Annotated in this window: 9 protein-coding genes; 3 read left to right on the forward strand and 6 right to left on the reverse strand. The window is 69.8% G+C overall.

Features of this window, described 5'->3' with window-relative positions; all coding sequences use genetic code 11:
- Positions 1 to 3 precede the first annotated feature (3 nt).
- The 6 genes from ABDW61_RS03655 to ABDW61_RS03680 all read right to left on the reverse strand — a co-directional run bounded on the left by ABDW61_RS03655 (position 4) and on the right by ABDW61_RS03680 (position 10,874).
- The gene (locus tag ABDW61_RS03655; protein WP_343636313.1) at positions 4 to 6,780 is read right to left on the reverse strand and encodes an Hpt domain-containing protein; all 6,777 of its coding nucleotides are present in this window, start codon (positions 6,778 to 6,780) and stop codon (positions 4 to 6) included.
- A 69-nt stretch (positions 6,781 to 6,849) separates the two neighbouring features.
- Entirely contained in the window at positions 6,850 to 9,108 is a 2,259-nt protein-coding gene (locus tag ABDW61_RS03660; protein WP_343636315.1) for a methyl-accepting chemotaxis protein, read from the reverse strand.
- Positions 9,109 to 9,168: 60 nt separating this feature from the next.
- Positions 9,169 to 9,687, reverse strand: a complete 519-nt coding sequence (locus ABDW61_RS03665; protein ID WP_343636317.1) for a chemotaxis protein CheW — start codon at positions 9,685 to 9,687, stop codon at positions 9,169 to 9,171.
- A gap of 4 nt (positions 9,688 to 9,691) precedes the next feature.
- A complete protein-coding gene (locus ABDW61_RS03670) occupies positions 9,692 to 10,057 on the reverse strand; it encodes a response regulator (RefSeq protein ID WP_343636319.1) in 366 nt (121 codons plus the stop codon).
- A gap of 122 nt (positions 10,058 to 10,179) precedes the next feature.
- On the reverse strand, positions 10,180 to 10,575 hold the full coding sequence (locus ABDW61_RS03675; protein ID WP_343636321.1) for a response regulator: 396 nt from the start codon (positions 10,573 to 10,575) through the stop codon (positions 10,180 to 10,182).
- Between the two features lie 107 nt (positions 10,576 to 10,682).
- A complete protein-coding gene (locus ABDW61_RS03680; protein WP_084452486.1) occupies positions 10,683 to 10,874 on the reverse strand; it encodes a rubredoxin in 192 nt (63 codons plus the stop codon).
- Between the two features lie 133 nt (positions 10,875 to 11,007).
- On the opposite strand from ABDW61_RS03680, the gene ABDW61_RS03685 reads away from it, so the two are divergent.
- The 3 genes from ABDW61_RS03685 (at position 11,008) to mpl (ending at position 14,827) form a co-directional block, all read left to right on the forward strand.
- Complete coding sequence (locus ABDW61_RS03685; RefSeq protein WP_343636323.1) at positions 11,008 to 11,967, forward strand: bifunctional hydroxymethylpyrimidine kinase/phosphomethylpyrimidine kinase; 960 nt, start codon at positions 11,008 to 11,010, stop codon at positions 11,965 to 11,967.
- A 74-nt stretch (positions 11,968 to 12,041) separates the two neighbouring features.
- The gene (hemL, locus tag ABDW61_RS03690) at positions 12,042 to 13,328 is read left to right on the forward strand and encodes a glutamate-1-semialdehyde 2,1-aminomutase (RefSeq protein WP_343636325.1); all 1,287 of its coding nucleotides are present in this window, start codon (positions 12,042 to 12,044) and stop codon (positions 13,326 to 13,328) included.
- 134 nt (positions 13,329 to 13,462) lie between these two features.
- Positions 13,463 to 14,827 carry a UDP-N-acetylmuramate:L-alanyl-gamma-D-glutamyl-meso-diaminopimelate ligase gene (gene mpl, locus ABDW61_RS03695; protein ID WP_343636327.1) on the forward strand — a complete coding sequence of 455 codons (1,365 nt, stop codon included), beginning with the start codon at positions 13,463 to 13,465 and terminating at the stop codon, positions 14,825 to 14,827.
- Positions 14,828 to 14,869 lie beyond the last annotated feature (42 nt).

Raw genomic sequence — 14,869 nt, forward strand, 5'->3', positions numbered from 1 at the left:
ACGCTACGCCCTCGCCGGTGCTCCGGCGGATTGGTGCGAAGTGTATCGGGCGATCAGACCCAGCAGGTGCTCCTCGTCATAGGGCTTGCCCAGGTAATCGTCGACTCCGAGCTGTTGTGCATAGTCGCGGTGTTTCTGCGCGATGCGGGACGTGATCATGATCACGGGAAGCCCCGCCAGGCGCGCGTCGGCACGCAGGTTGCGCACCAGGTCGAAACCGTCCATGCGCGGCATCTCGATGTCCGACAGCACCACCGCCGGCAGCTCGTCGCCCGCCAGACGCTCCATCGCGTCCAGACCGTCCTTGGCCAGCAGCACGCGGTAGCCCTCGCGTTCGAGCAGGCGCTGCGTCACGCGGCGCACCGTCAGCGAGTCGTCCACCACCATCACCAGCGGCGCCAGCGCGACCTTGGACTCCTCGATCAGCACCTGGCGCGCGGCCGCCTCGGCGTCGTGCACGCGCTGCTGCGCGGCATGGCCATAGCGGTTGGCCAGCGCCACCGGGTTGTAGATCAGAGCCACGTCGCCCGACGCCAGCAGGCTGATGCCCGCCAGGCCCGGCACCTGCATCAGCTGCGGGCCCAGGTTCTTGATGACGACTTCCTGGTTGCCCAGCACTTCGTCGACATGCAGCGCCAGGCGCTGCTGCGCGCTGTGCACCAGCGCCACCGGCAGCGTCTTGCCGTGCGGCGTGCCGCGGTCGCTGTGGTGCATCAGGCCGCCGAGCCAGTAGAACGGCATGCGCTCGCCGGCCGCCATCAGCGAGCCGTCGACATAGGCCTGCTCGACCTGCTCGGCCGACAGGCGCTGCACCGACAGCATCAGGCTGGCCGGCACCGCGACCTTGCGATCGCCGTAGCGCAGCACGACGACCTGCGTCAGCGCCGTCGTCAGCGGAACGCGCAGCTCGAAGCTGGCGCCCTGCCCGGCGGTCGACTGCGTCAGCACGTAGCCGCCCAGCGTGTTCACCTCGGACCGGACCACGTCCATGCCGACGCCGCGGCCAGCCATCTCGGTCAGCGACTCGGCGGTCGAGAAGCCCGGCTCGTAGATCAGGTCCATCAACTGCGCGTCGCTCAGCTCCTGACCCGGCTGGATCAGGCCCTGGCTCTCGCCGCGGGCGCGGATGCGGGCCAGGTTCAGGCCGGCGCCGTCATCGCTGAAGCGGACCTGGATCTCGTTGCCTTCCTGATGCAGATTCAGCACGATGCGGCCCGCCGGCGCCTTGCCCGCCTGCTGGCGCACCTCCGGCGTCTCGATGCCATGCACGACGCTGTTGCGCAGCAGGTGCTCGAAGGCGCCGGTCAGACGCTCCAGCACCGCGCGGTCCAGTTCGACGCCGCCACCGCGGATCTCGAGCTGCGCCTGCTTGCCGCTCTCGCGGGACGCCTGGCGGACGACGCGGTGCAGGCGCTCGGCCAAGCTGCTGTCGAACTCCACCATCCGCGTGCGCAGCAGATCGTCCTGCAGCTCGCGGTTCAACCGTGCCTGGGCGGCCAGTTCGTCTTCACCGGCCGCGACGTTGCGTTGCAGTCCGCGCTGGACCGTCGCCACGTCGTTGACCGACTCGGCCAGCATCCGGGTCAGTTCCTGGAAGCGGGTGTAGCGGTCGAATTCGAGCGGGTCGAAGTCCTTGCCGGTGGCATGGGCGGCTTCCTGGCGCGCGGCGATGCGGGCCTCGGCCTGCAATTCGAGCTCGCGCAGCTGGGTGCGCAGGCGCTCCAGGTTGTCGTCGAGGTCGGACAGCGACGTGCGCATCTGGCCCATTTCGGATTCCAGACGGGCGCGGCGGATCGACACTTCGCCGGACAGCGCAGCCATGCGTTCCAGCAGCACGCCACGCACGCGCACTTGCGCGGCGGGCGCCACCGGGGCGCTCTCCAGCGGCTGGCCGAGTTCGGCGACCTCGCTGAAGTGAGCCCAGTCGATCTCGATGTCGGCGGGCGGCGCGGCCACGGCGGGCGCGGGGGCCGGCGCTTCGACGACCGCCTGGGCCACGGGCTCGACGGCCTCGACCACCGGTTCGGCGGCAGACTCAACAACAGGCTCGTCGATCGCTTCGGCGACCTGCGGTGCCGGTTCGACGAGCTCCGCGGCGTCCGACAGCTGAGCGATTTCGGGCTCGGCCACCGGTGCGGGAATCGCGTCGGAGCCTTCAGCCGGCGCCTGCACGGTTTCCACCGCTTCGGTCGGCGGAATCGGCGCGGGCAGATCCACCACCGGCGCGGCCACCGGAGCGGCCGGTGCCGGCGGCGCCATCGGCGCGGGCGTCACCGGCGCCGGGTTGCGCCAGGTGCGCTGCAGCGTCGTGAAGCTGTGCTCCAGGCCATCACCAGCGTCCTGCAGCGCGAGCAGTTGCTCGTAGCTCGGCTCGCCATTGGCCACCAGATGTTCGATCTGCGATTCCAGACGGTGCGCCTGCTCGCCCAGGCGCATCGCGCCGGCCAGACGGGCGCCGCCCTTGAAGGTGTGCAGCACCCGCATGCAGGCGGCGGCGCGGCCGGTGTCGGCCGGTTGGGCCGCCCACTCGCGCAGCGCGGCGTGCAGCTGGCTCACCAGGTCCTCGGCCTCTTCCTCGAAGAACGGCATCAGCTCCGGCTCGATCTGGTCGGGCTGGCTGAAGTCGAAATCGTCGTCGGTGGCTTCGGCGGCCTCGTGGAACGAGGCTGGACCGGTCACGGCGACCGGCTCGGCCGGCACGCTCAGCAGGCTGGGCGGCAGCGAGGCCGTCGAGACCTCCTCCAGCGACATGGCCAACAGGCCTTCATCGCTGTCGGCGTGGCCATCGGGCAGCGCGGCGCCTGGCTCGAAGGCCTGCAGCTCTGCCAGCAGGCCGGCATCGGCCTCCTTCAGGAAACCGGCGGCGAACTGGTGCAGCAGACGGCGGATTTCGTCCGCGGCGCGCTGGAACAGCGCCGGATCGGCGACCTCATGCCCTTGCGCACGCTCCAGCGTGTGCTCCAGCGCGCGGGCGAGCGTCGACAGATCATCGAAGCCCACCGTCGCGGCGCTGCCGGCCAGGCCGTGCGCCAGCGCTTCCGCGTCCTGCGGCAGCGGCGATTGCGGCAGCAGCGCCCACTCGCTCAACTCCACCTGCAGGCGGCGCGAACGCTCGTCGGCTTCGTTCAGGAAGATGTTGAACAGCGCGATGCTGATGCGCAGCGGGCCGATGACCTTGACGCCTTCGTCGCTGTCCTCGGCGGCGGGCGCCTCGGCGGCGGCCTCGTCCGCGGGCGGCGTGACGGCGGTGCCGCCCACTAGGCTCAGCGCGGGCGCCGCGTGAGTCACGGGCTCCGCCGGCTCTGCCGGCGTGTCCAGGCTGAGATCGGGCAGGTCCAGGTCGGACAGGCTGCGCGGCGACAGGCCTTCCGGCGGCGTCGCGGCGGCCGTGTCATCCGCCTGATCAAGACCGCTCAGGTCGAGCGTCGCCTCGTCGGGGAAGGCCTCGTGCGTCTGCGGTGCGGACGGCGCTTCGGCGGCCTGGGCCTCCTCGGCCGGCGCGGACACCAGTTCGTTGCCCAGATCCAGCGTCAGCGACAGATCCGGCGCGGACAGCGGCTCGATCGCGGCGACCGGCTCGGTGTTCAGGTCGGACAGATCCAGCAGGTCCAGCGCTGGCTCGCCGGCGGCCGGCTCGATGCCCACCTCGTCCAGCGTCATCGGCGTCGTGGCCTCGATCTCGAGCAGCGAGGCATCCGACGGCCAGCCTTCGGGCAGGTCCATCGTGACGGTCGCGTCGGCGGCCGGAATCTCGGCCGCAGCCGGTTCCAGCAGCGCCGGCTCGACCTCGTCCGCCACCGTTGGCAGCGCCATCGGCGTGTCGAGCACCGGCGGCTCCACCGTCAACGCGGGCAGATCGGCCGCGGACAGCGCGTCCAGGTCGACCGTCGCGACGAGCTCCGGCACGGCCTGTGTCAGTTCGGGCACTTCGCTCGGGAAGTCCAGCGACAGGTCGCTCGCCGCGGCGGCGTCGATCGCGGTGACCACGTCCAGGTCGGGCACCGGCAGCGGGGCCACGTCCAGGCCCGGCAGGTCCAGCGCGGGCAGGTCGGACGCCGCCAGCGCCGGCGCGGCGACCTCGTCGGCCAGCGACAGTTCCGGCAGCGCCGACAGGCCCGAGAGATCGACCTCGTGCGCGGTGTCCAGCGCCGCGATCTCCTGGACCTCCGGCACCTCGGCGGCCTCGACGACGTCGACCACATCGGGCACCTCGGCCAGCGCCGGAAGCTCGGCGACTTCCGCCACCTCGACCAGTTCAGGGATCTCCACAGCCGGAGCGGCCGGCTCGGCCGACACCGCCAGCGGCGCGTAGCGGTTCTCCAGACGCAGCGCATCGGCCGCGGCGCGGAACGGCGCGCTGTGGAAGCCGTGCGGACGGCCGTCGCCAATGGCCTCGGCCCAGGCCTGGAAGGCGTCCAGCGCCTCGTTGCTGGCGCGCAGCAGATCCGAATCGGCCTGCGGATGCTCCGACAGGCGATGGTTGTAGAGCTGCTCGAAGGCCCAGCCGGCTTCGCCGAACTCGTTCAGCCCGACCATGCGCGAGCTGCCCTTCAGCGTGTGGAAGGCGCGGCGCACCGTCGTGAGCTGTTCCTTGTCGCTGCCGCTGCGGGCCAGCGCGGCGAGCGCCTCGCGGGCGGTCGTCACGACCTCGGCGGCCTCTTCCAGGAAGATGCCCAGCATCTCCTCGTCGATGGCGGCCTCGGCCTGCGGGATCGGGGCGCTTGGCGCGGGCGCCGGCGGGGCGACCGGCGCGGCCGCCTCGATGAACTGCTGCAGCGACTCGGCCGCGTGGCTGCCAGCGGCGTCGCCGCCGGAGGCCAGCAGCTGTTGCTGCGCCTGCTGCGCCGCCTGCGCCAGGCCGAGGTCGTCGGCGGCGCGGGCTTCGTTGGAGATCCGCTCCAGGTCGCGCGCCAGCTCCTCAGCCGGACGCTCGCCCTGCGCGACGGCCTGCGCCGTCGCCTGCAACTGGTCGAGCAGCTGCGGCTGCGCCGCGGCATCGTCGGCGGCCATTTCCAGCGCAGGGGCGTGCTGCTCGCTCTCGCGGCCGACCAGGGACTGCAGCAGCCCGGTGTCTTCCTCGAAGCGGAACATGCGCTTGGCCAGTTGCGGCTGCACGCTGAGCATGTCGATCAGGAAGCCGAGCGCGCCCAGGTTGTGGGCGAGCCGGTCGAACTGCGCACGCGGGCCGGGCAGTGTCGGATCGACCTCGGTATTGGCCAGTTCGTCGACCTGATCACGCATCCGCAGCGTCGCCTGCGCGGCCTGCGACAGCCCCAGCACGCTGAAGACGCCGCGCATCGCCTGCAGCTGTCCCGGCACGGGGATCAGCAGGTCGCGCTTGCTCGGGTCGCGGAAATATTCGTCGCACTGGCGCTCGACCTCGGACAGGCTGGCGCGCAGTTCATGCACCACGGAGCCCAGCGTCTGCCGGTCGGCGACACGGCGGTAGAGCTCCTCCATCCAGCTCTCGAGCGGCAGCGGCGCTTCGCCGTGGCCGCTCGATTCGATGCGGCGGGCCAGGCTCTTGACGCGCTCGCCCTGCTCGGGCTGGTCGAAGGCCTCGTCCTCGAGGGCCGCTTCCAGATACAGCATGGACGTGGCGACTTCCATCGCCAGCGCGGGCTCGGGCGCGCGGCCCGAGCGCAGCGTCGCCACGACGGCGCGGCGCAGCGTGTCGCCCAGCACCTCGCCGCTCGGGAACAGCTTCTGCAGCGATTCGGAGACCTGTGCGAACTGCTCGTCCAGGCCGCCCAGGCGATGCGTCTCGCCTTCGGCGGCGGAGGCCCAGGATTCCTTCGCGGCGGCGACGCGCTTCTTGGCGGCGGCGACCCAGTTCGGATCGATGCGGCCCAGCGTGTCGTCACGGTAGTCGACGGCGGCCGGCTCGACCAGCCCGTAGGCCTGCTGCACCGCGTCCAGACGCGGCGCGGCGCCGGGCTCGGCGTGCTTGGCGGCCGCGCAGAAGAACAGCAGGTCCTTGGCCAGGCGCTCGGATGGCGCCGCGTCGGAGCCGGCGCGCAGCTGCGCCAGCAGGCGCGACCCCAGCCGCTTGACCAGGGTGTCCACCGGCAGCAGACCGCGCGACTGGGCCTCGAACTGGCCTGCGGCCAGCATCCACAGCGTGCGCCCGTTCGGCTGCGACTGGGTCAGCGCCAAGCCGGCGCACAGGTCGCTCAGCAACTGGCCCTGGCCGGGCGCCGGCGCCCGCATCTGCTTGAGCAGCAGCGCCTCGAACGGGGCGCGCATCTGCTCGGGCGTCAGCGCGCGGACCTTGCGGTCCAGCGGCAGCTCGCGCCAGCGGAATTCCTCGGTCCACAGGTCGGCCGGGTGAATGCGGCCCGCCCCGTTGAGTTCCTGCAGCGTCTGGTAGGCGGGGAACAGCGCCAGCGAACTGGGCTGGCCGCCGGCCAGCGTCTTGGCGATGAACGCCAGCACCGCGAAGTCGGCCCGTTCGACGGCCTCGACCTCGGCGATGGTCACGCCGGCCGGATGCTCGGCCAGGCGGAACAGCGTCGCCTCGGCCGCGCGCAGCAGGTGCGCCGCCGCCGGCAGGCTGACCACCGACAGCACGCCGGCCGCCTGGTGCATCTGCTGGGCCGCGCCTTGCAGCGCCGGGCTGGGCTGGCCATCGCCACCCAGGGTCGTCGACCGCGCATCGGTGTCACGCAGCACCCGGCGAAGGGCCTTGTGCACCGATTCCAGCGTGCGGCGCAGCTCCTCCTGGACCCAGGCCAAGGGGCTCAGGTCGGCGGGGAACTCGGATTCGCGCGTAAGGTCCATGCTCGCTCTATGTTCTGTCTTTTATGTCGTCGAGGTGCGGGGCGTTCCCTGATCTGCCGGCGCCGCCGGTCAGGACACCTTGAACCGGGCCACCGACTGCTTCAGCGCCTCGGCCGACCGCGACAGCTCATGCACCATCTGGGCGGTCGAACGCGTACCGTCGGAAGTCTGCTCCGTCACCGCGAAGATGTGCTGGATGTTGGCACCGACCTCGTTGGCGGCGCGCGCTTCGTTTTGCGCCACCGCCGAGATCTGGCCGATCAGCTCGTCCAGGCGACGCGACACCGAGTCGATGTCTTCCAGCGCGCGGCCGGCCGCGTCGGACAGCTTCGTGCCCTCCACCACGCCCAGCGTCGAACGCTCCATGGCGGCCACCGCGTCGTGCGTGTCGGTCTGAATGGTCTTGACCAGCGCCGCGATCCGGCGCGTCGCGTCGGCCGAGCGTTCCGCCAGCCGCTGCACTTCTTCCGCCACCACCGAGAAGCCGCGGCCCGCTTCGCCCGCGGACGCGGCCTGGATGGCCGCGTTCAGCGCCAGCACGTTGGTCTGCTCGGTAATGTCCGAAATCAGCTCGGTGATCTCGCCGATCTCCTGCGAGGACTCGCCCAGGCGCTTGATCCGCTTGGAGGTTTCCTGGATCTGGTCGCGGATCTGGTTCATACCGCCGATGTTGTTCTGCATCGCCTGCAGACCCTGCTCGGCGGCCTGCCGGGACTGGCGGGCCACGTCGGCGGTCTGCTGCGCCTGCGCGGACACGTCGTTGATCCGGTGCGCCATCTGCAGCACCGCCTCGCCGGTGGCGCGGATCTCGTGCAGCTGTTCGGTCGACGCGGCCAGCAGCTCGGTCGAGGTCTGGTCGACCTGAGCCGTCGTGTCCGTCACCCGCACCGCCGTCGTCTGCACCTGATGCACCAGCGAGCGCAGTTCTTCCACGGTGTAGTTCACCGAGTCGGCGATCGCGCCCGTGATGTCCTCCGTCACCGTCGCCTGGTGCGTCAGGTCGCCTTCCGCGACGGTCTGCAGTTCGTTCATCAGTCGCAGAATCGCGGCCTGGTTCGCGTCGTTGACGCGCTTGGCTTCCTGCTCCTGCGCCTCGGCCTCGCGGCGCTGCTCTTCCGCCATCTGGGCGCGGCGCGCCTGGTCGGAGACGTACAGCCGCAGGAAGCCCAGCGCGCCCACCACCAGCAGCGCCAGCGAGGCCACCATGCCGATCAGTACCAGCGGGTTCATGCCGCCGGCGGATTCCAGGCCCTGACCCAGGTCGTCCAGGTCCTTGCGCAGCAGTTCGGAGTCGTTGAGGATCGCCGTCTGCGCCTCACGCGCGGACACCAGGCCCTGCAGGTTCGACAGGATCGCGGTGGCCTGCGTGCGGGTCTGGTCGTACTGGGTCAGCAGCACCTTCAGGCGCTCGCGCACCTGCGGGTCCTTGGCGCCGTTCAGACGCAGCTCGGGGTTGCCGTTCAGCAGCGCCTGGGCGATCTCGCGGAAGGCGTTCAAGTCCTTGCCGAGCAGGAACACGGCCTCGGGGCTCACGCCTTCCTGCGTCAGGAATTCGTTGGCGGACTTGCCGATGCGCTGCGTCAGCATCACCAGCTGTCCGACCGCGGCGACTTCGCCGGTCGGGGCCGAGCTCTGCAGCGACAGCGAGGCCACCGCCTCGGCGCTTTCCAGCAGGTCGGACGACTGCCGGTTGATCGCGCGCAGCGCGGCGCCGACCTGCGTCAGCACCTTCTCCTGCGCCAGCATCACTTTGGTGTTCTTGTCGGCGCGCGCCACCATCGGCAGGATCTTCTCGATCAGCGGCTCGACCGAACCCGGCGCCTTGGCCAACTCGCCGCTGCCGTCATGCAGCGAGCCGGTCACGCCGGTCAGGATCTCCGACGCCTCCTTCATCTCGGGGAAGGCGTTCTTGTTGCCCAGCAGCGCGGTCGAGACCGCCTTGGCCAGACGCTGCGACTGCGTCGCGGCCTGACCGGCGCCGCGCACCTGCGCCGCCGAGCGGTTGGAGCTGATCAGCGCCGTCGACACGAAGGTGGCCGTGCCGATCAGACCGACCGCCACCAGCGCCGTGAACAGGCCGGTGCGGCGGTGTTCGGGCTGCTTGACCGCCGGCATCGGGGTCTGGGCCTCCGGGGCGCTGGCCGAAGGCTGATAGCCCGCGGACGTGTCCTGGAATTCCGGCGTGGGCTGGGCCGCCGTGATGATCGAGGGCTGGAAGTCTTGCGTGTCCGCCGGCACCGAAGCGGGATGCTCCGTGCGGGAACTGGCGTCGACTTCGTCGTTGCCCTCGGTTTTGCCCTTGTTCTTGATCTTGTCCAGGAAGCTCATCTCACCCTCGTTCATCTCGTTCGTCGAATCGGCGCCGGAAACGGACCGTCGTCTGGCTCTTCAGTTCAACACAATGCGCAGGAATTGCGGATGCTGCGTCAAGGCATCCAGGTCCAGCACTTGCCAGCGCCGGCCCTGCCCGTCGCGCATGCGGGCAGGGGCGAAATCGGGATGGCCGCCCGCGTCGGGCTCGGCCTGCAGTTGTTCGTCGCCGCGCAGCCCCAGCAGCTGGTCCACCAGCAGCGCGCAGTTGATGCCCAGGTCCGGGTTGATCGACACCAGCCGGTGGGCTGACGTCAGCGGGGCCGGACCGCGCAGGCCCAGGAAGGCCGACAGGTCCACCACTGTGTGCAACCCGCCGCGCAGGTTGGCCACGCCCAGCATCCACGGCTGGGTGTAGGGCACGGCCTGCAGCGGCACGGGCGTGAAGATCTCGCCGGACTGCTTCAGAGGAAGCAGCAGGCCCAGGCCCGCGCATTCCACCGCCAGCCAGCTGGCGGCCTGGGGCGCCTCGCGCGCCGCCTGCATGCGCTGCGCCAGCCGTTGTTGAAGTTCGCGCAGTGCTTGCTTGTTGGCCATGGTGTCAGCCCAGCGCCTTGATCTTGGCCAGGAGGTCGTCCGCCTTGACCGGCTTGACGACGTAGTCGCGCGCGCCCTGGCGCATGCCCCAGACCTTGTCGGTCTCCTGGTTCTTGCTGGTGCACATGATCACCGGCACATCGGCGTAGCGCTCGTCGCGGGTGATCGCGCGGGTCAGCTGGAAGCCGTTCTGGCCGGGCATGACCACGTCCATCAGGATCAGGTCGGGCTTGTCCTCGGCCAGGCGCTTCATGGCCTCTTCGCCGTTCTCGGCGGTGCGGACGGTGAAGCCGCGCTTGGTCAGCAGGTCACTCAGCGCGTGCAGCTCGGTCTTCGAGTCGTCGACCAGCAGGATCTTGTGGATGGGCATGGGATTTCCCTCTTGCATGGCTCGTCGAATCGCGTCGATGGGGTCGTCGGTCGAGCCTGGCGTGAGCGTCGTTGGATTACGGGGGTATGGGGTCGGGGGTGGAGGGTCGTCCGCCGTGGCGGTCAGCCCTCCCTGCGGTGCTGCTGCACGGCCTGCAGCAACTGGTCTTTGGTGAACGGCTTGGTCAGGTAGTCCTGCGAGCCCACCATGCGGCCGCGGGCCTTGTCGAAGAGTCCGTCCTTGGAGGACAGCATGATCACCGGCACCGAGGCGAACTGCGGATTGCGCTTGATGATGGCGCAGGTCTGGTAGCCGTCCAGGCGGGGCATCAGGATGTCGCAGAACACCAGGTCGGGCTGGTAATCGCTCAGCTTGGCCAGCGCATCGAAACCGTCCTCGGCCAGCACGACCTCATGGCCGCCCTGCTTCAGGAAGATCTCGGCGCTGCGGCGGATCGTGTTGCTGTCGTCGATGACCAGCACCTTGGTCGCCGTGCGGGGGCTCGCGCTCGAATCCAAGCTGTTCTCCGTATTGTTCAGGTGTCGGTTGTCAGAGAGATTTCAGGCTCGCGACAGGCGAGGACGCCTGAGACTCGCGCGGCGCCAGGCGCCGGACCATCGATGGATCAGATCTGGACCATTTCGAAGTCTTCCTTGCGGGCACCGCATTCGGGGCAGGTCCAGTTCATGTCGACATCCTCCCAGCGCGTGCCGGCGGCGATGCCGTGTTCGGGATCGCCCGCGGCCTCGTCATAGATCCAGCCGCAGATCAGGCACATCCAGGTCCTTGCTTCGCTCACGATGGGTTGACTTTGCATCACTACAATGATCGAAAGATTGTAGCCACGCACCCGGTCCGAGCCGGTGGGCGGAAGTACCGATGAAACAACAGTCGGTAGCGGTGCTTCTTCACGTTATGCGCATCAGTTCACGGCTTCGCGCCAACCATCCATGAGCCGCCCAGACCCGCACCAGCAAGATCCCCAGGACGCCGCCGCCATCGACGAGCAAGAGTCCCCGCCGCCGGCCTGCGTGATGAGCTTCAACGCGTCCGACCCCAGCGGGGCCGGCGGCAGCGCCGGCGACGTCGCGACCATCGCCGCGATGGGCGCGCATGCGTTGCCGGTGGTCACCGCCATCGTCATGCGCGACACCGCCGAGGTCTTCGACCACCAGACGCTGGACGGCGACTGCATCGTCGAGCAGGCCCGCTCCATCCTCGAGGACGTCCCCGTCGCCGCCTGGAAGGTCGGCTTCCTGGGCAGCGCCGAGGGCGTGTCCTCGGTCGCGGAAGTGCTGTCCGACTATCCCGACGTGCCCCTGGTGGCCTATCTGCCGAGCATCTCCTGGCTCGACGAGGAACAGCAGCAGAGCTACCTGGACGCGTTCCGCGAGCTGGTGCTGCCGCAGACGCTGGTGCTGGTGGGCAACCAGAAGACGCTGCTCGACTGCCTGCTCCCGGATTGGGACGCCGACCGCCCCGCCTCGCCGCGCGAGCTGGCGGTCGCGGCACAGCAGCACGGCGCCGCGCACGTGCTGGTGACCGGCATCCAGCTGCCGAATCAATACATCGACAACGTCCTGGCCAACGCCCAGGGCGCGATCACCGGCGAGAAGTTCGAGCGCTTCGAAGCCAGCTTCGTCGGCTCCGGCGACACGCTGTCGGCGGCGCTGGCGGCGCTGTTGTCGGTCGGCTCCGAGCCCCACGATGCCGTCGGCGAGGCGCTGGCCTTCCTGGACCAGTCCCTGGAGGCGGGCTTCCGCCCCGGCATGGGCAACGTGGTGCCCGACCGCTTCTTCTGGGCGCTGCCGCCCGGCGAAGAGGGTGAGGAAGGCGCCGAAGCGGCCCCCTCCCCCGAGGACCTGGCGATCGAGGAGCCGCCCAGCCGCGGCCCGCGCCGGATCCATTGAGACTGACGAAGGCGCCCGCGCGGCGCCTTCGGCTTTTCGAGCATCAGCTTTTCAAGCAGTACCGAATTTCCGATATGAGCCAGAACGAGACCCTGTTCGCCCGCGCCCAGCGCGTCATTCCTGGCGGCGTGAACTCGCCGGTGCGCGCGTTCCGCGCGGTGGGTGGCACGCCGCGCTTCATCGCGCGCGGGGAAGGCGCGCACATCGTCGACGCCGACGGCAAGCGCTATATCGACTACATCGGCTCCTGGGGCCCGATGATCCTGGGTCATGGCCATCCGGCGGTGCTCGAGGCGGTGCAGCGCGCGGCGCTGGAGGGCTTTTCGTTCGGCGCGCCGACCGAGCGCGAGATCGAGCTGGCCGAGGAGATCCTGTCGCTGGTGCCCAGTTGCGAGCAGATCCGGCTGGTGAGCTCCGGCACCGAGGCGACGATGAGCGCCATCCGCCTGGCGCGCGGCGCGACGCAGCGCGACAAGTTCATCAAGTTCGAGGGCTGCTACCACGGCCACACCGACGCGCTGCTGGTGAAGGCGGGCTCGGGCCTGGCGACCTTCGGCCATCCGACCTCGGCCGGCGTGCCCGAGGCGACCGCCCAGCACACCATCGTGCTGGAATACAACAACGTCGCCCAGCTCGAAGAAGCCTTTGCGCTGCACGGCCGGGAATTGGCGTGCGTGATCGTCGAACCGATTGCCGGCAACATGAATTTCGTGCGCGCCAGCGTGCCCTTCATGAAGCGTCTGCGCGAGTTGTGCCGCGAGCACGGCGCGCTGTTGGTGCTGGATGAGGTCATGACCGGCTTCCGCGTCGGCCTGCGCAGCGCGCAGGGCGTCTATGCCGAGCTGATCCCGGGCTTCGTGCCGGACATCAGCGTGTTCGGCAAGGTCATTGGCGGCGGCATGCCGCTGGCGGCCTTCGGCGCGAGCCGCGAGATCATGCGCCACCTCGCCCCGCTGGGCGGCGTCTATCAGGCGGGCACGCTGTCGGGCAACCCGGTGGCCACGGCCTGCGGCTTGGCGACGCTGCGCGAAATCAGAAAGCCGGGATTCTTCGAGGCCCTGTCCGCGCGCACGCGCCGCCTGGTGGACGGCCTGAAAACGGTCGCTGCCGAGAACGGCGTGCCGTTCAGCGCTGACAGTGAGGGCGGGATGTTCGGCTTCTTCCTGCTGCCGGAGCTGCCGCAGAACTACACCGCGGTGATGGTCACCGACAAGGAGCGCTTCAACCGCTTCTTCCACGCGATGCTGGAAGCCGGCGTGTACCTGGCGCCGGCGCTTTACGAGGCCGGCTTCGTGTCCGCCGCCCATACCGACGCGGACATCGACGCCACGCTGGAGGCGGCGCGTCAGGCCCTGCGCTGACGCCCACACAACACCGGTTTGACACCATTCCCTCACGCGCCAGGGCAAACGACGGACCAGGTTGTCGCAAACTTTTCGTTTAGCGACAGGCATTACGCTTGCTTACCCATTGGTACAGCGGCTGAGAGACAGACATGCATATCCACATCCTTGGCATCTGCGGCACCTTCATGGGCGGTTTGGCGGCGCTCGCGCGAGAGGCCGGCCACACCGTGACCGGTTGCGACGCCAACGTCTATCCGCCGATGTCCACGCAGCTCGAGGCGCTGGGCATCGACCTGATCCAGGGCTTCGGCGCGGAGCAACTGGCGCTCAAACCGGACCTGTTCGTCATCGGCAACGTGGTGACGCGCTCGTCGGAAGGCCGCTTCCCGCTGATGGAGGCGATCCTGGACGACGGCCTGCCCTACACCAGCGGACCGCAGTGGCTGGCCGAGCACGTGCTGCAAGGCAAGCACGTGATGGCCGTCGCCGGCACGCACGGCAAGACGTCCACGACGTCGATGCTGACCTGGATCCTGGAGTCGGCAGGGCTCGAACCCGGATTCCTGATCGGCGGCGTGCCGCAAAACTTTGGCGTGTCGGCGCGCCTGGGGGGCGGAACATACTTCGTCATCGAGGCCGACGAATACGACACCGCCTTCTTCGACAAGCGCAGCAAGTTCGTCCATTACCGGCCGCGCACGGCGATCCTGAACAACCTCGAGCACGACCACGCGGACATCTTCCCGGACCTGGCGGCCATCGAGACCCAGTTCCACCACCTGGTGCGGACGGTGCCCGCGGCGGGGCGGCTGGTGGTGAACGCGCGGGAGGAATCGCTGCAGCGGGTGCTCGCGCGCGGCTGCTGGAGCGAGGTGCAGCGCTTCGGCGCGCGCAAGGAGGAGCCCGGCGCGCTGCGCGCCCGCGGCGAGCCGCAGTCCTTCGACGTGCTGCGGGGCAGCCTGAAGGTCGGTCACGTCAACTGGGAGCTGCTGGGCGAGCACAACCAGCTCAATGCGCTGGCGGCGATCTCGGCGGCGGAGCATGTGGGCGTGGATCCTGAGCGGGCCGCCGAGGCGCTGGGCGCGTTCAAGAACGTGCGGCGCCGGCTGGAACTGCGCGGCGAGGCCGGCGGCGTGAAGGTCTACGACGACTTCGCGCACCACCCGACAGCGATCCACACGACGATCGACGGCCTGCGCCGGCGCATCGCGCCGCAGGAACGCATCCTGGCGGTCTTCGAACCGCGCTCCAACACGATGAAGCTGGGCACCATGAAGGCGCAGTTGCCCTGGGCGCTGGAGGAAGCCGACCTCAGCTTCTGCAACCAGGACGGCCTGAGCTGGGACGCCGCCGAGGTGCTGGCCCCGCTGGGCGAGCAAGGCCTGGTGGGCGCCGATGTCGATGCGCTGGTGGCCATGGTCAAGCGCGTGGCGCGGCCGGGCGACCATGTGCTGTGCATGAGCAACGGCGGTTTCGGCGGCATCCACGAAAAGCTGCTGGACGCGCTGAAGTAAACCGGCGATCCTGCGCCCCCGCGGGCCGAGGGCCCGCCTGAC

Source organism: Roseateles sp. (genome assembly GCF_039595595.1).
Lineage (GTDB): Bacteria > Pseudomonadota > Gammaproteobacteria > Burkholderiales > Burkholderiaceae_C > Roseateles.